Source organism: Methylobacterium sp. UNC378MF (assembly GCF_900103195.1).
GTDB lineage: Bacteria > Pseudomonadota > Alphaproteobacteria > Rhizobiales > Beijerinckiaceae > Methylobacterium.
In genome coordinates, this window is sequence record NZ_FMWU01000017.1 from 102076 (window position 1) to 121134 (window position 19059).

Genomic DNA, 19059 nt, shown 5'->3' on the forward strand with positions numbered 1-19059 from the left:
CGCATCTCAACTCCGTGTTGGAGGCGCGGCCGGCGGGGCTCACGGACAATTCGGAGGGGATGGCCTATCTCGAGCGCCTGCCCCGGCGGCTCGTGACGACGTATCTGCCGCTCCTCCTCATCCTCGCCGTGCTGCTGTTCCCGTTCTACTGGATGGCGCTCACCGCCATCAAACCAGACGAGCAGCTGATCGACATGGAGCGGTTCAACCCGTTCTGGGTCGTGGATCCGACGCTCAAGCACATCAACAAGCTCCTCTTCGAGACGCAGTATCCGCGCTGGCTCTGGAACACGATGTACGTGTCGGTGGCGGCGACCGTGCTGTCGCTGTTCGCGAGCGTGCTCGCCGCCTATGCCTGCGTCCGCGTGCGCTACCGGGGCGCCGGCTGGGTCGGAGCGGCGATCTTTCTCGCCTACCTCGTGCCGCCCTCGATCCTGTTCATCCCGCTCGCAACGATCATCCAGGCCTACGGCCTGTTCGACTCGCCGATCGCCCTGATCCTGGCCTACCCGACGATCCTGATCCCGTTCTCGACCTGGCTCCTGATGGGCTACTTCAAGACCATTCCCTACGAGCTGGAGGAATGCGCGCTGATGGACGGCGCCAGCCGGTGGCAGATCCTCACCAAGATCATCCTGCCGCTCGCCTTCCCGGGGCTGATCTCGGCCGGGATCTTCTCGCTGACGCTGTGCTGGAACGAATTCATCTACGCGCTGACCTTCCTGTCCTCGACGCAGAACAAGACGGTGCCGATCGCGGTGGTGAGCGAGTTCGTGGACGGTGACGTCTACAAGTGGGGCTCGCTGATGGCCGGCGCGCTTCTCGGCTCGCTACCGCTGGTGATCCTCTACTCGTTCTTCGTCGAGTACTACGTGTCCGCGCTCACTGGCGCCGTGAAGGAGTAACGGCGGCCAGTTCGCGCGCGGGCGCCGGAACACGGCCGTTGCCTGTGCGGCCGGATTGCGCGGACAATGCGCGCGGATCCGCCAGCTGAGAATCGCGGACCGGCCCATCGAAGGTCACGCCATGGCCCATTTCATCGACGCCCGTTCCACCCTGGTCAACGATGCCCTCGACGGCCTCGTCGCCGCGAGCGGCGGACGCCTGGCGCGGCTCGACGGCGACCCGGGCATACGCGTCGTCCTCCGCGCCGTCCCGGAACCCGGGACGGTCGCAGTGGTCTCCGGCGGCGGATCCGGTCACGAGCCGGCCCATGCCGGCTTCGTCGGGCCGGGTCTGCTGAGCGCAGCCGTCTGCGGCGACGTCTTCGCCTCGCCGAGCGTCGACGCGGTGCTGGCCGGAATCCTGGCGGTGACCGGACCGGCCGGGTGCCTGCTCGTCATCAAGAACTACGCGGGCGACCGGCTGAATTTCGGCCTCGCCGCCGAGCGCGCCCGGGCGCTGGGCCACAGGATCGAGACCGTGATCGTCTCCGACGACATCGCCCTTCCGGACGCCAAGCAGCCCCGCGGCGTCGCCGGAACGCTGTTCGTGCACAAGGTGGCCGGTCACGCCGCGGCGGCCGGAGAACCGCTCGAGACCGTGGCGGCGCTCGCCCGCCGGGCGGCCGGGGCGGCGAAGTCGCTCGGCATCGCCGTCTCCACCTGTACGATCCCCGGCTCGCCGCGCAGCGAGCGGCTGGTGGAGGGGCAGGCCGAGCTCGGCCTCGGCATCCACGGCGAGCCCGGCGCGGAACGCATCACCCTGCCGAAGGCCAGCGATCTCGCCCGAATGATGGCCGAGCGTCTCGCGCAGGCCGTCACGGGTGCCGACCGGCTGGCGCTGCTCGTGAACAATCTCGGCTCCGCCTCCGCCCTGGAGATGCAGACCCTCACCCGGGCGGTGCTTGCGACCGATCTGGGTCGGCGCGTCCGCCTGCTGCTCGGGCCCGCCCCGCTGATGACGGCGCTGGACATGCACGGCGCCTCGCTGTCGGTCCTGCCGCTCGACGACGCGCTGGAGCGCGCCCTGTCGGAGCCTGTTCCGGTCCCGGCCTGGCCCATGGCCGTCCGGATTCAGCCGCCGATCCTGCGAGAGCTGCCCGAGGGGCTCGCGGGCGAGACCTTCACGCCGTCGCACGATTCCGTCACAGCCGCGCGGATCCGGACCGTCGCACAGGCCCTGATCGTGTCCGAGGATGCCCTCAACGGCCTCGATGCCAAGGTCGGCGACGGCGACGCCGGCACGACCTTCGCCGGGGCGGCCCGCGCCGTCCAGGCCGATCTCGACCGGTTGCCGCAGGCCGACCCGGCCGCGCTGTGCCGGGCGCTGGCCGAGCGGATCGGCCGCGCCGTGGGTGGATCGAGCGGCGTGCTCGGCTCGATCTTCTTCGCCGCGACGGCCTCGGCCCTCGCGGACGGCGCCCCCTGGCCCGAGGCGCTCGGGCAGGGCGTGGCGCGCGTGCAGGGCTACGGAGGCGCCCAGGCCGGCGACCGCACCCTCCTCGACGCCCTGATCCCCGCCGTCGCGGCTCTGAGGAGCGGCGACCTCGCGGCCGCCGCGGCGGCCGCCCGGGCCGGTGCCGAGGCCACGGCGCGCATGGATCGCGCCGGTGCGGGCCGCTCCAGTTACCTGGCGGCCGGGGACCTCGCCGGCGTCCAGGATCCCGGCGCCGCCGGCGTCGCGGCGGCGTTCGCGGCTCTGGCCGGGGCCTAGGAACCGGGCGCCGCGCGTCGTCGCGCGGCCTCCGTTGACGCTCCGCTCACCGAGGCCTACCCACACCCATGCGCACCTGCCTGATCCTCGACGATTACCAGCAGGCGGCCCTCGCCCTGGCAGACTGGGCGCGCCTCTCCGACCGCGTCGCCGTCTCCGCGATCGGCCAGCACATCCCGGACCGTGACGACCTCGTGGCGCGGATCGCGCAGGCCGAGATCCTCGTGATCATGCGCGAGCGGACACCGTTCCCGGCGGCGCTGCTGGAGCGGCTGCCGCGGCTGGAACTGCTCGTCACCAGCGGCATGCGCAACCTCGCCATCGACCTGGCGGCGGCCAAGGCGCGCAACGTTATCGTCTGCGGCACCGATTCGAGCCCGACGCCGCCGACGGAGCTGACCTGGGCGCTGATCCTCGGCCTCGCCCGCCACGTGGCGTCGGAGAGCGGGACCCTGCGCGCGGGCGGTCCCTGGCAGAGCACGATCGGCACCGACCTCGCGGGCGCGACCCTCGGAATTTTCGGCCTCGGCAAGATCGGGACGCGGGTGGCCGAGATCGGGCGCGCCTTCGGCATGCGGGTGATGGCCTGGAGCCCGAATCTCGACGAGGCCCGCGCCTCCGCCGCCGGTGTCGAGCGGGCGGCCTCGAAGGAGGCGCTGCTGGAGGCGAGCGATGTCGTCACGATCCACCTCGTGCTGGGCGACCGGACGCGCGGCCTCCTCGGTTCGGCCGAGCTGCGCCGCATGCGCCGCGACGCCTTCCTGGTGAACACCTCCCGCGCACCGATCGTCGATCAGACCGCGCTGGTGCGGGCGCTGGAAGAGGGATGGATCGCCGGCGCGGGCCTCGACGTCTTCGAGACCGAGCCGCTGCCGGCCGACAGCCCGTTCCGCCGCCTGCCGAACGTGCTGGCGCTGCCGCATCTCGGCTACGTCTCGCGCAACAACTACCGGACCTTCTTCACCCAGGCGGTCGAGGACATCGAGACCTGGCTCGCCGGCGCCCCGATCCGGCGCCTGGGCTGACGTCGCGCGGGCCCGACCGCAGGCTCAGTCCCCGCGGGGATCCAGCGCGTCGGCGAGCCCGTCGCCGATCAGGTTGAGCGCCACCAGCGTCGCGATCAGGAAGGCGGCCGGGGCCGCGAGCAGGTGGGGCGCCGCCTCGATGGAGCGGGCGCCCTCGGCGATCAGGACGCCCCAGCTGGTCTGCGGCTCCTGAACGCCGAGCCCGAGGAACGACAGGAAGCTCTCCAGCAGGATCACCTGTGGCACCAGCAGCGTGGCCGTCACCGTCACCGGGCCGAGGGTGTTGGGCACGATGTGGTGGAGGAGGATGCGCGGCGTCCCGAGGCCGAGCGCCCGCGCGGCGCGGACGAAGTCGCGCTCGCGCAGCGACAGGGTCACGGCGCGCACGACCCGGGCCATGTCAAGCCACTCCACTGCGGCGATCGCCACCAGCATGAGCAGCAGGCTCGGGCGGAAGAACACCAGCAGCAGGATCACGAAGAACACGAAGGGCAGGGCGTACAGCACGTCGACGCCGCGCATCATCGCGGCATCGACGGCGCCCCCGACGAAGCCCGCCGTGGCGCCGTAGGCGACGCCGATAAGCAGGGCGACGAGACTGGCCGCGAGCCCGATCGCCAGCGAGATCCGGCCGGCGACGAGGCAGCGGGTCAGCAGGTCCCGGCCCTGGATGTCGGTGCCGAGGGGGAAGTGGAGGCGCCGGATCGGTACCGCGACGACGAGGCCGCCGTCCCGCTCGTCCACGACGACGGGCGTTCCGAACAGGGCCGAGCGCGGCAGGTAGACGAGGCTGCGCCGATCGACACCCGCGTCGGACGCCAGGGTGAGCCGCATTGTGTCGCCGTCGCGCTCGACGGCGTCGAGCCGCGCGCGCATCCGGAAGGCCAGACGCTCGAGCGCCGGCCGGAGACGCTCGGCGTCGGGCTGCGCGGTGAGGCCGGCCGGGAGCTGGCGCAGGTCCGGATAGGCGCGCTCGGGATCGTGGCCGGTGAGGCCCGGGCCGACCAGGCAGGCGAGGGCGATCAGGATCAGCACGGCGAGCGCCACCACGGCGGTTCGTTCCCGGGCGAACCGGAGGACGGCGCGCCGGGCCGGCCCCGGCACCGATCGGGTCGCCGTCACGCCGCCATCCTGAGGCGCGGGTCGAGCCACGCGCAGGCGAGGTCGGCGGCGAGGTTGAGCAGGATCACCAGCCCGGCCACGAGCAGGACCGTGCCCATCACCAGCGTGTAGTCGCGATTGAGCGCGCCCTCGACGAAGTAGCGGCCGATCCCCGGCAATCCGAAGATGGTCTCCACCACCACCGAGCCGGTGAGCAAAGCCGCCGCGAGCGGCCCGAGATAGGCCACAACCGGCAGCAGCGCCCCGCGCAGAGCGTGCCGGGTGACGCGGGCCGGCGGCAGGCCGAGGCTGCGCATGGTGCGGACCGGCTGCGTCCGCAGGGCCTCGGCCAGCGAGGCGCGGGTGAGCCGGGCGAGCGCGCCGACCTGCGGCAGGGCCAGCGTGACGACGGGCAGGATCAGGTGGCTCGGGGCGCCGTCGCCCCAGCCGCCGAGCGGCAGCCAGCGCAGGGTCAGCCCGAAGGCGATCTGGAGCAGGGGCGCGACCACGAAGCTCGGCAGCGAGAGGGTCAGGGCGGCGCCGAAGCCCAGCAGCCGGTCCACGAATCCGCCGCGACGGAGCGCCGCCGCGATCCCGAGCCCGACCCCGAGCACCGTGGCCAGCCCGAGCGCGAGCGCGCCCAGCGTCGCGGAGACCGGCAGGCCCCGAGCGATCAGGTCGAGGACGTTCTGGTCGCGGAAGGAGAAGGACGGCCCCAGATCGCCCCGCGCCAGCGCCGCGAGGTAGCTCCCGAACTGCGCGAGCAGCGGCCGGTCGAGGCCGTAGACCCGGCGCAGGTTCTCCATGGCGGCGGGCGCCAGCGGCCGCTCCAGGTCGAACGGTCCGCCCGGGGCGAGCCGCATCAGGAAGAAGCTCACCGTCACCACGGCGAGCAGCGTCGGCACCGCCTGGAGGAGGCGGCGCAGGATGAAGCGGATCACGCGTCGAGCCTCATGAAGCGGGTCGGCGCGGCGTTACGCAGGTTCGGATGGTAGCCGTGCAGCCGCGGCGCGATCAGCGCCTTCGAGCGGTAGTGCATCAGCGGGATCCAGGGCAGCTCGCGCAGGGCGATCGCCTCCGCGTCGTAGAGCAGGCCGGCCCGGCGGGTGAGGTCGCGCTCGGTGGCGGCTCGCGTCATCAAGGCGTCGTAGGCGGCATCCGACCAATGGCCGGCATTCATGCCGTCATTCCCGCTCTGGAGCAGAAACAGGAAGTTCTGCGGATCGGAGTAGTCGGCGATCCAGCTGTAGCGGGCGACGTCGAAGTGGCCGCCGTCGCGCAGGTAGGCGAAATGCGTCTTCGCGTCCGTGTAGACGAAGCGGGTCACGATCCCGAGGTCGCGCCACATCTCGCCGATCGCCACCGCGATGGTGCGGTTGTTGTCGCTGATGTTGAACCGGTATTCCACGGTGAGCGGCCGGTCCGGTCCGAATCCCGCCTCCGCGAGCAGCCGGCGCGCCTCCGCCTCGTGGTCGATCGGCAGGCCGAGGCGGCCCTCGGTCTCGGGGGGCGTGCGGTAATTGTCGAGGCCCTGCGGGCACAGGGAGTAGGCCGGGCTCATGGTCCCGCCGTTGAGCCCGTCGGCGAGGTATTCGCGGTCGATGACGAGCGACAGCGCCCGGCGGACCCGCCGGTCCGAGAACGGCGCCTTGCGGGTGTTCACCACCAGCGCCGCGAGCCCCAGCGACGGGCCGAGCACCACCTGCGGCCCGAAGCGGCGACGCAGGTCGGCGATCTGGTCGACCGGCAGGTCGGAGAGCGAGTCGATCTCGCCGGCGGCGTAGCGGCGCACCGACGCGGCGATGTCGGGCGTCGGCAGGAAGGCGACGCGCCGGATCGCGAGGCTCGCCGCATCGGGATGGTGCGGGTTGGCCTCCAGCGTGATGGCGCCGCCCGGCACGCGGTCGGCGAGCCGGTACGGCCCGTTGGTCACGAGGTTGCCGGGCCGGGTGAAGCTGTCGCCGTAGCGCTCGACCGAGGCCCGGTGGACCGGCAGGGCGGTCTGATGGGTCAGGAGTTCCAGGATGTAGGGCGTCGGCTGCTCGAGGCTGATCGCGAGTCGGAGCGGCGACTCCGCGGCGACGCCGAGGGCGTCGGCCGGCTTCTCGCCGCGGTTCACCGCGGCGGCGTCGCGGATCGGGAACAGGATCTCGGCGTATTTCGCGGCCGTGGCCGGGTCGAGCATCCGGCGGAACGCGTAGACGAAATCCTCCGCGGTGACCGGCTCGCCGTTCGACCAGCGGCCGTCGGCGCGCAGGTCGAAATGCAGGCTCATTCCGTCCTCGGAGACCGACCAGGCGCGCGCCGCGCCCGGGATGATCGTGCCGCGGTTGTCGTAGGTGAGAAGCCCGTCGCAGAGGTCGCGCAAGATGTGCGCCTCCGCGACCGTGGACGAGCGGTGCGGGTCCAGGGTCTCGGGATCGGCGTCGTTGCCGCGGCGGTAGAGTGCGTCGGCCGCGCGGGCGGGCCGCACGGCCGCGAGGGCGATCGCGCCGGCCAACCAGTCGCGCCGGCGCGGGCGCACGGTCAGGCGCCGGTGTCCGGCTTCAGGCCGGCCGCCTCGATTCCGGCGACCGCGCAGATCTCGTCGTTGTCGGAGGTGTCGCCGGAGATGCCGACCGCGCCGAGGAGACGTCCGTCGCCGGAGCGGATCAGCACGCCGCCCGGCACCGGCACGAGGGCGGCGGGGCCGGCAAGGTGGGTGACGGCGGCGACGAAGTAGGGCTGCTGCTCCGCCCGCGCGTGGATCGCCCGGGAGCCGAGGCCCAGCGCCAGGGCGCCGTTGGCCTTACCGCTCGCGATCTCGGCGCGGCGCAGGGACGTGCCGTCCTCGACCGCGACCGCCTTGAGCGCGCCGCGGGCATCGTAGACGACGACGGCGAGGGGCTTGAGCGTGCGGGTCCGAGCCTCCCGCAGGGCGGTGTCGACGACGGTGCGGGCGGCCTCGAGGGTCAGGTCGATCATCGGATTCCAACACGGACGCCGCTCCGGGCGGCGACCCTATTCTTACGGACAGGGGCGCGACGGGTCCACCGACGCCCATCAGCCTGTCCGACGACCCCGGGTGGCCGCGTTACCGAGTCACGCCGGTCGCGCCGCCGGCAGACGAATGATGCTCGCCAGGAAAGCGTCGTAGCCGGACGCGACCGCCTCCGGCTGCTCGAAATGCGGGAACGCGCCGGTCGGGAGTGTCTCGACGCGCCAGTTGGGCCGATCGGCGACCCGCGGCACGAGCCTGTAGTCGACGAAGTCGCCGCGCACGCCGTGCACCATCCAGACCGGCAGGCGCAGGCGCTCGTAGAGGCGCGTCGCGTCGGTGGGGAACAGGTGGCCCGCGATGAAGCAGAATGGGGCGTGCTCGGCGCCGGGCTGATGGGCCGAGGCGTAATCGTATGCGAGCAGCCCCTCGTCGATGTCGGACGAGCCGAAGGTTTTCCCCAGGAAGAATCGCATGCTCGGCCGCGTCACCAGGGCGTCGAAGAGCGGTCGCCCCAGGGGAGGGCGGTCGAGGACGCGGCGCAGCCACTCGCGGCCGCGATGGCCGTCCGGCGGCCCTTCCCCGGAGAGCCGCGCGTCGAATCCGGTCGGGCTGATCAGCGCGAGGCTGCGATAGGCGTCGGGCCGTTCCAGGCTCGCCCGCGCGAGGAACGAAGCCGAGAGCGACAGCGCCAGGGCGTCGATCGCCCAGCCGCCGTGGCGGCTCCGGATCTCGTCGACCGCCGCGTGGATCGCCTCCACCATCAGGCGCGGCGTGTAGCGGCGGCGCGAGCGCTCCGAGAAGCCGAAACCCGGCAGGTCCAGAGCGTAGACCGGGCGCGTTCCGCGGTAGTGCAGGTACAGCGGCCGGACCTCGTAGGCATTCGCCGCCGCGTTGATCGAGTGAATCAGCAGGAGCGGCACGCCCACGGCCTCGACGGACCCATAGAGCGAGAGCGCGCCGGCGCGGCGGGTCCGGAGCCGCTCGTGCCGGCCTGGCAGGGCGGACGGCAGGGTCATCCGCCGGTTCACCGCGAGCGCGCTCCAGCCGACCAGGGCCGCGGCCGAGCCGACGAGCGTCAGGGCCGCCGCGGTCGCAGTAAGACCGGTGCGATGGCGGGACAGGGAACCCATCGGAACACCTCGTCGTCCATCCCGCTACGGCGGGCCGTGCGCGACAACGCCGGGACCGAAGGGAAGTGCCCGGCCGGACGTTACGAGGCGTGGCCGGCGAGGCTGCCGGCATTCACCGCAGGGGCCCGGCTCGCCGACCGCGCCGGCGCCTCGGCCCGACCCGCGGCCTCGCGCAGGAAGTCCACCGTCGGCGGATCGTTGAGCCAGCCCTGGACGCGCTGCGAGATCAGGAGCTTCCGCTCGCGCCGGTCGTAATTCGCGTAGGAGGCGGCGACGAACTCGGCCCGGCTCATCGTCCGCGCGGGCCCGGACCGGCGCGTCTCCGCCTTGAAGAACAGGGCGCTGCCCGGCACGCCGTAATGCTGGGCGATCTCCGGATAGACCGGCCAACTGCCCTGGCCGCCGAGATCGTCCGGCAGGAACGCGTCGAGGTCGCATTCCTCGAAGGGCACGCCGGCCCGTGTCAGCAGCCCCCGGGCGAGGTCGGCCACCACGTACAGCTTCGTGTGGTTGATCGAGTGCATGAAGCAGCCTCGACGCGCCCACCGCGTGAGGTGCGTGTCGAGATCATACCCGGCCTGGACGCCGAGCCCGCGCAGGTACGAGACCGACTCGTCCCAGAGGTTGAAGTATCCGAGGCGCTCGAAGACCGGCTCGGAGAACAGACGCAGTGCCTGCGCCTGCGAGAAGCCGGACAGGTAGGCAAACAGCGTGATCGCCGAGTGCGAGTGCCCCATCGGCCCCGAGATCAGGCCGTTGAGCGTGACGGAATCCTGCACGCCGACATGGACGAGGTCGGGATGATAGGCGCTGAACACGATGGTCGGTATCAGGCGGACCTTCGGGTGCGTCCGGAGCGTGTCGATGGTGCCGCCGCCCTTGAACTTGGGCAGGTAGATGCTGGTGAAGACGTGATCATAGCCGTCCGCGTGCGCCATAAGGTCGGCGAGCCGCGGGAACCGGCGCGACGCCGTGAACGCCGAGACGAAATCCACCTGCGCGTGGGGCAGCAGGTAGCGCATCGCCTTGGCGATGGACCCGGCTTGACAGACACCGATCACGAGGATGCGCGGCGAACCTGTCCGCTTCTTCCCGAACTGCGCGAGCCGGTGCCGCGCGCGCCAGAGGCTATCGACGGTCAACATCCGGCCTCTCTCGCATGTCCGCGGGCCGTGGGCAAACGCGGCCTTTCTGCCTCGATCCGGCGATCGGAACCGCGGCGCTGACCCTGTGAAGCCCCTGCCGCTCTTCCCGATAGGCGGCCGGACGCGCGATGCACTGGACGGTCGTGGCGCGTTCCGGATTCCGCACCGTTTTACATCAAGTCCCTGCGCTCTGTGGATCTCGCGGGACGAAAAAGCTGCACGCAAGGAAATTCGTTCGCTAATCTCACCAAATTAACATCCAACTATATTCAAATCTATTAAATTTTGACTTGAAATAGATAATACCATTCGAAAAGAATTGATATATCGATGCTGCTAATGCGGGAAAAATCACGTCTTGACCATCGTTGACATTGTCAAGCCCTTGGGTGCACGATCAAATTAACGGAGCATGAAGCTCGCGGATGGCGTGCCGGCGAACATGAGGATCGTCAGGCGCCCGACGACCGAGGCGTTCCCTGGTTCGACACCCGACATCCCCGATTTCCGCGTCTCAGTCGGACGCGCCTGGATCTGAGCTGAGCGCACCCGGCAGCCCGATTCGACCTGCAGAACCGGCCTTGGCGACAACGCTGGCGATGCGGGTTAAGGCGCGCCGCATCGGCACCCCTCGGACGGTCAGTCGCAACCGCCGCTGTGGCGTTTGCCGCTCCGAGCGAAGGGCTGCGATCACGCGCGCCGCGCCGCGAAGCTATCGATCAGCGGCCAGCAAGGCGGGAGGGTGGGGGCTTCGCGTGGCAAGGACGGGGGTCGCATCGACTCGAACGATTGGAGACTGTGCGATGGATTACGTACCTTCGATGGCCGCCGTCACGGCGAACGCCCAGAAACCACAGCATGCCGAAGCCGTCGCGCTCACAACAGCGAAGACCGTGACACCGGTACCGCCTGTGCCGCTGGATCCCCGGTCCGTCTACACACTCTCACCGGAGGCGGCCGGAGCCGTCTTCGCGCTGGCCGAGACACGGATCCAGGCCAGCGATGCGACGCCGCTCGACCTGCGAGACCTGCGCGGTGCACAGATCGTCGAGGTGGCAATGGCGACGGTCACGGCGACAACTCCCGTCGTCTCGCCGGAGACGACCAAGACGCTCGGCGCCTCCAACCGAAACTGGACCGAAGATGTAAGGCTGGACCATAATCCGACCCGCATCGTCGGGACCGATACAGTCGTGAAATACGACAATCCACGGGTGATCGCCGCCTGGAGCGCGGCCTTCCCTGAGGTGGCCGGACGGAAGTTCCGCGGCCTTCAGCTGCCCGACGCAGATCTCCGCTCCGCCTTGAGCGAGGCCGCAGCAGATGCGGGTCTCGACGGGCTGGCGGCGGAAATTTACCTCCTCTGCAACAGCGCACATTTCGAGACCATCAGCCAGGATCACCCGAGGACACATATCAACTGGATCAATGTCGATAACGACGACATTGTCGTGTTCTGGCCAAAACACCCCGACGCAGAGTAGGTCCTGGCCTCCGGCCGCTCAAAGCCACATCGGGCCAGCCGATCGGAGTTCCTTGCCGAACGACCGCTCGGTCAGAGCGTCGGCAGGACCGACCGAACGTGCGCGGCGAAAGCGCGTGTCAGCGGTGCGGCGTGCGGCTCATCCATGTGGATCGTCACGCCGATGCTCGGTAGCGCGGGCAGACCGCTGCCGCGGGTCAGAATGTGCAGGTCGCGGGGGACCGCGGCCCGGGTCAGAACAGCGACGGCCTGTGCGGAGCGCGCCACGGCAAGAAGCCCCGACAGGCTGCTACTCGCATAGGCGATCCGGTATGCACGGCCGGCGGCGTCGAGGGCGGCACGCGCCGCCCTGTGGTCGAGGGTATCGGGGTCGCCCAGCGCGAGGGGCAGGGGATCCAGCCGAGTCGCCGGAACACCGCGCAGCGAGACCCAAACGAGATCCTCCCGCCTCAAGATGTCCCGCCCGGCCGCGAGCGGGGCGGAGACGAGCGCCAGATCGAGCCCGCCGCGTTGCAGGCGTTCCGCGAGACGGGGCGTCGCGGCGCAAACCACTTCGATGGCCGCTTCGGGGTGATGACGCGCAAAACCACGCAGGAGCCCTGGAAGGAACGCCTGCGCATAATCATCCGGGCAACCGAATCGCAGAGTGCCGTTGAGGCTCTGGCCGGACAATTCCGCCACGGCGTCGTCATGCGAGGCGAGGATCCGGCGCGCATGGACCAGAAGGCGCTCCCCCTGGACCGTCAGGACGACGCCGCGTCCGGTTCGTCGCAGCAGCGGTTGCGCGAGGAGGTCCTCCATGCGCTTCATCTGCATGCTGAGCGCGGCCTGACTCCGGCTAACCCGCTCCGCGGCACGGCTGAGGGCTCCGGTTTCCGCCACCGCAACGAAGCTGCGCAGCAGGTCGATGTCGAGATTTTGCGCCATCAGGTTCTCTGAACTCTCGGTTCAGAAATATAAGGTTTTCTGGATTCAGCCGCGGTTCTAGCATCGCCTTACTCCGGTGGGGAGGAGGATCGATGACGACGCAGAATGACGACCCTGATTTCTGGTCCCGTGCGCGGCGGCATCTGGTGCGCTACGGTGGAACCTTTGCCCCGGTCGTCATAGAACGGGCGGCGGGCAGCTTCGTCTACGACGTCGAGGGCCGGAAGATCCTCGACTTCACCTCTGGCCAGATGAGCGCGATCCTGGGCCACGGACACCCAGAGATTGCCGCCGTCGTGGCGCACCATGTCAGGCATCTCGACCATCTGTTCAGCGGCATGCTGAGCCGTCCCGTGGTCGATCTCGCGACGGAATTGGCCGGGATCGCTCCCGGCCGTCTGGAACGAACCCTTCTGCTGACCACCGGTGCCGAGGCCAACGAGGCCGCGCTGCGTATGGCCAAGCTCGCTACCGGCGGTTGGGAAATCGTCGGCTTCGCCCAGTCCTGGCACGGCATGACGGCGGGAGCTGCGGCGGCGACCTACAGCGCCGGCCGCAAGGGCTACGGCCCCGCTTCCGTCGGGTCCTTCGCGATCCCTGCGCCGAACGCCTACCGCCCCACCTTCGAAAAAGATGGGGCTTCAGATTGGCAGACCGAACTCGATTACGCGTTCGCCCTGGTTGACCGGCAGTCGACCGGCAACCTTGCGGCCTTTCTGGCGGAGCCGATCCTCAGTTCCGGCGGCATTCTCGAGCTTCCGCCCGGCTATTTGGCGGCGCTCAAGCGCAAATGCGTGGAGCGGGGCATGCTGCTGATTCTCGATGAGGCCCAGACGGGGGTCGGCCGCACCGGCCTGATGTTCGCGTGCGAGCGGGACGGGGTTGTACCGGACATCCTCACCCTGTCGAAGACCCTGGGCGCCGGCCTGCCGCTCGCGGCGGTCATGACCACGCCGGAGATCGAGGATCTCTGCCACGCCCGCGGGTTCCTGTTCTACACCACACACGTCTCCGATCCTCTTCCCGCAGCAGTCGGCCTCAAGGTGCTGGAGATCGTCCGGCGCGACGGCCTCGTGGCGCGGGCCAAGGAGGCCGGGACCCGGCTCGACGCCCGAATGCGGGCGCTCCAGCAGCGCTTCTCCTGCATCGGCGACGTGCGTGGGCGTGGCCTCCTGCAAGGCGTCGAGATCGTTGCCGACAGGGCCACGAAGGTCCCGGCCCCGGAACTCGGTGACGCGATTACCCGGCGCTGCCTCGAACTCGGGCTGAGCATGAACATCGTGCAGTTGCCGGGCACGGGCGGCGTGTTCCGCATCGCCCCGCCGCTGACCGCCACGAATGAGGAGATCGACCTCGGTGTCGATATTCTGGAACGGGCAATCGAGCTTTCGATCTGACAAGCACCGGATCGAACCGCCGCGACGCCCTCGGCGCGAGCGCGGCGGAGCGCGTTAGGACAGCTCGCTATCGTGGATCGCAGCGCTCCTTGCTGGCTTCGCCGCGCTCACGAGGGCGGTGAGCACCAGCCCCGACCTTCGAAGTGCAGCCACGAGCGTTTCAGGCAGCTTCGATCTCCGCGCTCACAGTCAGCCACTCCTCCTCGGCGGAGGCGAGCGCGCTCGACGCGTCCGCACGCATCTTGGCGATCTCGCCGGCCTTGACAGCATTCTCGCGGAAGGCGGATCCGTCCTCCAGGGCGGCGTCGATCTTCTGAATCGCCGCCGTCAGCTTGGCCATCCGCGCCTCGATGGCCTCCAGGCGCTTGCGCAGCGGCGCGAGGGCTGCGCGGCGCTCGACGCCGGCGCGCCGTGCCTCGGCCTTCTGGCCGCCGGACGTCTCGGTGTCGCGCTCGTCCTCGCGGTCCGGACCCGACAGGACGAAGCGCCGATAATCGTCCATGTCGCCGTCGAAGGCCTTCACCGTGCCGTCCGCGACCAGCCACAGCCGGTCGGCGCAGGCCTCGACCAGGAAGCGGTCGTGAGAGACGAGGATGACCGCGCCCTCGTAGTCGTTGATCGCCTCCACGAGGGCCTGCCGGCTCTCGATATCGAGGTGGTTGGTCGGCTCGTCCAGGATCAGGAGGTGCGGGCCGTGAAAGGCTGCCAGTCCCATGAGCAGCCGCGCCTTCTCGCCGCCCGAGAGCTTCTCGACCGGCGTATCGGCCTTGTTGGCTCCAAATCCGAGACGCGCGGTGGCGGCACGCACCTTCGCTTCGGGCACGTCCGGCATCAGGGTCCGGACATGCGCATAGGCGCTCTCGGTGGGCCGCAACTCGTCGAGCTGATGCTGTGCAAAATAGGCGACCTCCATCTTGGAGGAGCGCTTGAGCTCGCCGGCGACGGGTCCGAGCCGGCCGCCAATCAGCTTGCAGAAGGTCGACTTGCCGTTGCCGTTGGCGCCCAGCAGCGCCACCCGGTCATCCGGCGCGAGGCTCAGGTCGAGACCCGTCAGGACGACCCGATCCCCGTAACCGGCCTTCACGCGCTCCATCGCGACGATCGGCGGCGACAGAGGCTTCTCCGGGCTCGGAAGGTGGATCACCGGCACGTCGTCATCGAGCAGCGCCGCGATCGGCTCCATCTTGGCCAGGCGCTTCATCCGCGACTGGGCTTGGCGCGCCTTGGTGGCCTTGGCTTTGAACCGGTCGATGAAGCTCTGGAGATGCGCGCGCTCGGCATCCTGCTTGGCTTTCGCCTTGGCCTGGAGGACCCGCTTCTCCGAGAGCTGCTTGGCAAAGCTCGAATACCCGCCGCGATAGATGGTCAGCTTGCCACGGTCGAGGTGCAGAATGTGGTCGACGCTGGTGTCGAGCAGGTCGCGATCGTGGCTGATGATGATCGCAGTCCGTGGATAGCGCTCCAGGTAATCGTACAGCCAGAGCGTGCCTTCGATGTCGAGGTAGTTGGTCGGCTCGTCGAGGAGCAGCAGGTCAGGCTCCGAGAACAGCACGGCGGCCAGCGCCACGCGCATCCGCCAGCCGCCTGAGAAGTCCGAGCAGGGCCGCGCCTGGGCAGCCGCATCGAACCCGAGGCCATGCAGGATCGCGGCGGCGCGGGCCGGCGCCGAGTGGGCACCGATATCGACGAGCCGCGTCTCGATCTCGGCCCGGCGCAACCCGTCCGCATGCTCAGCCTCCGCCATCAAGCTGGCGCGCTCCGTGTCGGCGGCGAGTACGACAGTGTGCAGCGTCTCCGGCCCGGCCGGAGCTTCCTGGGCGACCGCGCCGATTCGCATGCCCTTGGGCAGCGCGACGGATTTCGCATCCACCGGCAAGTCGCCGAGAATGGCCTTGAACAGCGTGGTCTTGCCAGCCCCGTTGCGACCGACGAGCCCGACCCGCGCTCCTTCCGGGATCGTGAAGTTCGCGGAATCGAGGATCAGACGGTCGCCGATGCGATAGGTAAGGTCGTTGACGCGCAGCATGACGGCGTTCTGGCGGTCCGGACGCGGCGAGGCAAGCGCCGCAACCGCGCGAACCGGTCACCATCCCCGCGGCGATCCGGTTCTCCAGATCGTTGCCTATTTGAAGCGGTGAACACCTGATTCGACGGCCGGATTTTTAACGGAATGCCATCAAATCTGCGGCGAGTTCTGTGCATCCTGTCGGGGATCTGCTGATCTTTGGTCCGACAGCGTACATGAGCCGCTCGATTGGATTCCCGGGAAGGGGGCGAGCGAGAGGGGGGGATATTGGGCCAGACCCTGATCTTGACCGACGATGTCGAGCGCGGCGAGCGGCTCGCGCGCAATCTCGGCGGTGGCAAGTCCGTGGCATTGCATGATCTCTACGGCGATGCCGTTCCGCCGCCGGGAGCCGCGCTGATCATCAGCGACGTCAGCGCGTTGACGTCCGAATCGGTACGCCGCCTGCGCGAGGCCTTGTCGGTGACGCGGGGTCCGGGGACACCGTTCCTCGCGCTCATCCACGGTAATCTCGGTCGCGGCGAGATCCAGGCGACCGCCCTCGGCGCAACGCGGGTGATGCCGGCCGCCACGGCGAGCGCCATGCTACTGAATGCGGTCGCCACCCTGACCAACAGCAAGCCGGACCCGCGCTCGGCTGCCAACTGGCGGCACCAAGTTCAGGAAGCCCGCTCGGTCTTCGTAAGCCTGTTTCGTGCCGATCAGGCGCCGCCGGCCGCGGTCGTCGAAACCGGCGCCGACCTGGTCAATCAGGCGGTCCGCGAGGCGAAGGTGCGGGACTGGCTGAAGATCGTCGCGAGCTTCGACGACGTCACCCACCGGCATTGCCTGAGCGTGGCCGGAATTGCCGCAGAATTCGCCCGGGCCTTGGGGCTCAAAGAGGCCGATTCCCGCTACCTCGTCAAAGGCGCACTGCTCCACGACATCGGAAAGGCCAAGATCCCCCTCGCAATCCTGAACAAGCCGGCTCCGCTGACGCCGGCAGAGCGCAGCGAGATGGATCGTCACCCGACCCTCGGTCACGCCATGCTGCTAACGGGCGACTACGACGCTCTGACGCTGGCGGTCGTCCGCTCGCACCACGAATATCTCGACGGCTCAGGCTATCCGGACGGCCTGCGCGGGCAGCAGATCCCGGATCTGGTCCGGCTGATCACCATTTGCGACATCTTCGCCGCGCTCATCGAGGCACGACCCTATAAGGCGCCGAAATCCCCGCGGGAGGCCTACGCGATCCTGAGTCAGATGAACGCGAAGCTCGACGCGGATCTGGTCCGCGCCTTCGGCGCGGTCGCTGTTGCCTGCGACACGCCGTTCCGCGCCTCCGCCTGAGGTCGCTTTTGGCCGCCGCTCAGACGAGTTCCCAGGCTGAACCGTCGCGCATCAGGGCGGCGACGAGGGCATGGTTGAGTTCGTGGCCGGTGTGGAATGCCGAGACGCGTCCCTCGATCGGGTGCCCTGCCAGGGCGAGATCACCGACGAGGTCGAGGACCCGATGCCGAACCGGCTCGCCCGGTCCCCGCATCCCGCCGAGCACATGCCCGCGCACCAAGAGCGCCGCCGAACGGGGCGACACGCCCTGGAGAAAGTCGTTTCCCATCACGTAACCGTAGGCGCGGCCGGCCATGGCGCGCATATAGCGACCGAAGCTGCGGGCCGGCGCGATCTCCCGTTCGAAGCTCTCCGGCGTGATCGCGCCCGACCAATCGATCGACCCGAAATGCGCCAATGCGATGTGGCCGGTGATGTGTAGGCCAGGGCCCGGCTCGATCTGAAGCCGGCGCCGTCCGCTCTCGACCGCCACGGTGCGGCGCAGGCGGATCACCCGGGAGGGCAAGGCCTGCTCGCGTCGGCCTGCCGCCCGGATCGCCTCGCACCATGGTGTCGCGCTGCCGTCGAAGATCGGCAATTCGTCCGCATCGATCTCGGCCAGCACGTTGTCGATCCGCAGCGCGCTGAGCGAGGCCATGAGGTGCTCGATCGTTCGGACGAGGACGCCGTCGCGCCGCACAGCCGAGGAGAGCGGCTGCGACTCCCGGTAGTGCCAGTGTGCCGGCACGTTGACGGCGCGACCGTCCTTCAGACGGCGCCGAAAAACGACGCCGTGGCCGGCCGGTGCCGGGCTCACACGGATCGTCGCGTACCGCCCGGAATGGAGGCTGCGCCCAGACCGCTCGAAGGCGCAGGCGAGCGTCGCCTGCCGGCGGGGACCCGCAGAAAATGTCGAACGCGAGAATGGAACGTCTTGATGCATCGCTACTGCCCGCCGCGGCGGGCCAGGAATTTAGCCCTCATCCCTGATCCACGCCAATAAACTCCTGTTCAACATGACGCGGCTTGACCGCTCAGCCTGCGGCCGTCACGATTGCGGCTGCCCGATCGATCCAGCACCGCCCCGGTGGGGCGCGGCTTCACAGTGCGGGCTGCTCCCGTCCCCAGATCTGCTGGTCGGCCCCCGTCAGGGCAGGGACGGAGGCCGGAGTTGAGGGAACACGATCGATGGCGCGGCTGGGGACGATACCCTTCTTCAAGGATCCGGGCATCGAGCTCAGCCCCTACGAGCCCCGGTGCCACTGGCGCCGCTTCGACGAGAACGAGGTTCTCGTCGACTTCGACGACATCTCCACCGACGTGTACTTCATCGCCTCCGGCGAGGTCCGCATCCTGAACCGGACCCAGTCCGGCAAGGAGGTCATCCTCGGTGAGATGCGGGGCGGGGCGTTCTTCGGCGAACTCGCGGCGATCGACGGGATCGGCCGCTCGGCCAACGTGACGGCGCTGACGCGGGGTGAGGTCTGCGTCGTGCCGGCGGCGGTATTCCGGCAGATCGTGTTCGCCTCCGAGGCGATCGCCGACCGGTTGTTCCGGCTTCTGGCCAAGCGCGTGCGCGAGCTGAACACGCGGCTCATGGAGCACGCCCTGCTCGACCTCAAGCACCGCCTCTACGCCGAGTTGCTGCGCCTTTCCGTTCCGCGGACCGGCACCACGGGGGAGCGGGTGGTCTCGCCGCCGCCTTACCATCACGTCCTCGCCGCCCGGATCGGCTGCCGCCGCGAGCAGGTGACCCGGGAATTCACCGCGATGGCCGCGGAAGGACTGGTGGACCGCACCCGAGGCGCCCTGGTCCTGCGCCGGCCGGACCTTCTGGAAGCGCGCGTGGCCGAGGCGCTGCGCGAGGATTCCTGATCCG

At 69.6% G+C, this 19059-nt stretch carries 16 protein-coding genes; 7 read left to right on the forward strand and 9 right to left on the reverse strand.

Annotated elements, in window-relative coordinates; translation table 11 throughout:
* Window positions 1-59 precede the first annotated feature (59 nt).
* The 3 genes from BLT59_RS18615 to BLT59_RS18625 all read left to right on the forward strand — a co-directional run bounded on the left by BLT59_RS18615 (window position 60) and on the right by BLT59_RS18625 (window position 3680).
* On the forward strand, window positions 60-905 hold the full coding sequence (locus BLT59_RS18615) for a carbohydrate ABC transporter permease (RefSeq protein ID WP_234082978.1): 846 nt from the start codon (window positions 60-62) through the stop codon (window positions 903-905).
* Window positions 906-1026: 121 nt separating this feature from the next.
* Complete coding sequence (locus BLT59_RS18620; RefSeq protein WP_091783544.1) at window positions 1027-2655, forward strand: dihydroxyacetone kinase subunit DhaK; 1629 nt, start codon at window positions 1027-1029, stop codon at window positions 2653-2655.
* A 68-nt stretch (window positions 2656-2723) separates the two neighbouring features.
* On the forward strand, window positions 2724-3680 hold the full coding sequence (locus BLT59_RS18625) for a D-2-hydroxyacid dehydrogenase family protein (protein ID WP_175544058.1): 957 nt from the start codon (window positions 2724-2726) through the stop codon (window positions 3678-3680).
* 24 nt (window positions 3681-3704) lie between these two features.
* Here BLT59_RS18625 and BLT59_RS18630 read toward each other — a convergent pair whose 3' ends face one another.
* The 6 genes from BLT59_RS18630 to BLT59_RS18655 all read right to left on the reverse strand — a co-directional run bounded on the left by BLT59_RS18630 (window position 3705) and on the right by BLT59_RS18655 (window position 10036).
* On the reverse strand, window positions 3705-4802 hold the full coding sequence (locus BLT59_RS18630; protein ID WP_244514048.1) for an ABC transporter permease: 1098 nt from the start codon (window positions 4800-4802) through the stop codon (window positions 3705-3707).
* Window positions 4799-5722 (reverse strand): ABC transporter permease, encoded by a 924-nt coding sequence (locus BLT59_RS18635; RefSeq protein ID WP_091783547.1) that lies wholly within the window; start codon window positions 5720-5722, stop codon window positions 4799-4801. The genes BLT59_RS18630 and BLT59_RS18635 overlap by 4 nt, the downstream gene beginning before the upstream one ends.
* Window positions 5719-7305, reverse strand: coding sequence for a peptide ABC transporter substrate-binding protein (locus BLT59_RS18640; RefSeq protein WP_091783551.1), 1587 nt, complete (start codon window positions 7303-7305; stop codon window positions 5719-5721). The genes BLT59_RS18635 and BLT59_RS18640 overlap by 4 nt, the downstream gene beginning before the upstream one ends.
* A 2-nt stretch (window positions 7306-7307) precedes the next feature.
* On the reverse strand, window positions 7308-7745 hold the full coding sequence (locus BLT59_RS18645) for a GlcG/HbpS family heme-binding protein (RefSeq protein ID WP_091783553.1): 438 nt from the start codon (window positions 7743-7745) through the stop codon (window positions 7308-7310).
* Window positions 7746-7862: 117 nt separating this feature from the next.
* Window positions 7863-8891, reverse strand: coding sequence for an alpha/beta fold hydrolase (locus tag BLT59_RS18650; RefSeq protein WP_091783556.1), 1029 nt, complete (start codon window positions 8889-8891; stop codon window positions 7863-7865).
* Between the two features lie 80 nt (window positions 8892-8971).
* Window positions 8972-10036, reverse strand: a complete 1065-nt coding sequence (locus tag BLT59_RS18655) for a WcbI family polysaccharide biosynthesis putative acetyltransferase (RefSeq protein ID WP_091783559.1) — start codon at window positions 10034-10036, stop codon at window positions 8972-8974.
* Between the two features lie 803 nt (window positions 10037-10839).
* On the opposite strand from BLT59_RS18655, the gene BLT59_RS18660 reads away from it, so the two are divergent.
* Window positions 10840-11520 carry a hypothetical protein gene (locus BLT59_RS18660; protein ID WP_091783562.1) on the forward strand — a complete coding sequence of 227 codons (681 nt, stop codon included), beginning with the start codon at window positions 10840-10842 and terminating at the stop codon, window positions 11518-11520.
* A gap of 71 nt (window positions 11521-11591) precedes the next feature.
* Here the strand turns inward: BLT59_RS18660 and BLT59_RS18665 are convergent, their stop codons facing one another.
* Window positions 11592-12446 (reverse strand): LysR substrate-binding domain-containing protein, encoded by an 855-nt coding sequence (locus BLT59_RS18665; protein ID WP_091783565.1) that lies wholly within the window; start codon window positions 12444-12446, stop codon window positions 11592-11594.
* A 92-nt stretch (window positions 12447-12538) separates the two neighbouring features.
* On the opposite strand from BLT59_RS18665, the gene BLT59_RS18670 reads away from it, so the two are divergent.
* Window positions 12539-13843, forward strand: a complete 1305-nt coding sequence (locus tag BLT59_RS18670) for an aspartate aminotransferase family protein (RefSeq protein WP_091783568.1) — start codon at window positions 12539-12541, stop codon at window positions 13841-13843.
* Between the two features lie 160 nt (window positions 13844-14003).
* On the opposite strand, the gene BLT59_RS18675 is transcribed toward BLT59_RS18670, so the two are convergent.
* Entirely contained in the window at window positions 14004-15869 is a 1866-nt protein-coding gene (locus BLT59_RS18675; protein ID WP_091783571.1) for an ABC-F family ATP-binding cassette domain-containing protein, read from the reverse strand.
* A 285-nt stretch (window positions 15870-16154) separates the two neighbouring features.
* On the opposite strand from BLT59_RS18675, the gene BLT59_RS18680 reads away from it, so the two are divergent.
* Complete coding sequence (locus BLT59_RS18680) at window positions 16155-17201, forward strand: HD-GYP domain-containing protein (RefSeq protein ID WP_244514049.1); 1047 nt, start codon at window positions 16155-16157, stop codon at window positions 17199-17201.
* 19 nt (window positions 17202-17220) lie between these two features.
* On the opposite strand, the gene BLT59_RS18685 is transcribed toward BLT59_RS18680, so the two are convergent.
* Window positions 17221-18123: a UDP-3-O-acyl N-acetylglycosamine deacetylase gene (locus tag BLT59_RS18685; protein ID WP_091783576.1), complete on the reverse strand. Its 903-nt coding sequence runs from the start codon at window positions 18121-18123 to the stop codon at window positions 17221-17223.
* A gap of 245 nt (window positions 18124-18368) precedes the next feature.
* Here BLT59_RS18685 and BLT59_RS18690 point away from each other — a divergent pair, with 245 nt between their 5' ends.
* Window positions 18369-19055 (forward strand): Crp/Fnr family transcriptional regulator, encoded by a 687-nt coding sequence (locus BLT59_RS18690; protein WP_091783579.1) that lies wholly within the window; start codon window positions 18369-18371, stop codon window positions 19053-19055.
* Window positions 19056-19059: the final 4 nt, after the last annotated feature.

What these genes read in the sequence shown, in the direction of transcription:
- BLT59_RS18615 (WP_234082978.1), top strand. Translation starts at nt 60, where the DNA reads ATGGCCTATCTCGAGCGCCTGCCCCGGCGGCTCGTGACGACGTATCTG.
- BLT59_RS18620 (WP_091783544.1), top strand. Translation starts at nt 1,027, where the DNA reads ATGGCCCATTTCATCGACGCCCGTTCCACCCTGGTCAACGATGCCCTC.
- BLT59_RS18625 (WP_175544058.1), top strand. Translation starts at nt 2,724, where the DNA reads ATGCGCACCTGCCTGATCCTCGACGATTACCAGCAGGCGGCCCTCGCC.
- BLT59_RS18645 (WP_091783553.1), bottom strand. Translation starts at nt 7,745, where the DNA reads ATGATCGACCTGACCCTCGAGGCCGCCCGCACCGTCGTCGACACCGCC.
- BLT59_RS18650 (WP_091783556.1), bottom strand. Translation starts at nt 8,891, where the DNA reads ATGGGTTCCCTGTCCCGCCATCGCACCGGTCTTACTGCGACCGCGGCG.
- BLT59_RS18655 (WP_091783559.1), bottom strand. Translation starts at nt 10,036, where the DNA reads ATGTTGACCGTCGATAGCCTCTGGCGCGCGCGGCACCGGCTCGCGCAG.
- BLT59_RS18660 (WP_091783562.1), top strand. Translation starts at nt 10,840, where the DNA reads ATGGATTACGTACCTTCGATGGCCGCCGTCACGGCGAACGCCCAGAAA.
- BLT59_RS18665 (WP_091783565.1), bottom strand. Translation starts at nt 12,446, where the DNA reads ATGGCGCAAAATCTCGACATCGACCTGCTGCGCAGCTTCGTTGCGGTG.
- BLT59_RS18670 (WP_091783568.1), top strand. Translation starts at nt 12,539, where the DNA reads ATGACGACGCAGAATGACGACCCTGATTTCTGGTCCCGTGCGCGGCGG.
- BLT59_RS18675 (WP_091783571.1), bottom strand. Translation starts at nt 15,869, where the DNA reads ATGCTGCGCGTCAACGACCTTACCTATCGCATCGGCGACCGTCTGATC.
- BLT59_RS18685 (WP_091783576.1), bottom strand. Translation starts at nt 18,123, where the DNA reads ATGCATCAAGACGTTCCATTCTCGCGTTCGACATTTTCTGCGGGTCCC.
- BLT59_RS18690 (WP_091783579.1), top strand. Translation starts at nt 18,369, where the DNA reads ATGGCGCGGCTGGGGACGATACCCTTCTTCAAGGATCCGGGCATCGAG.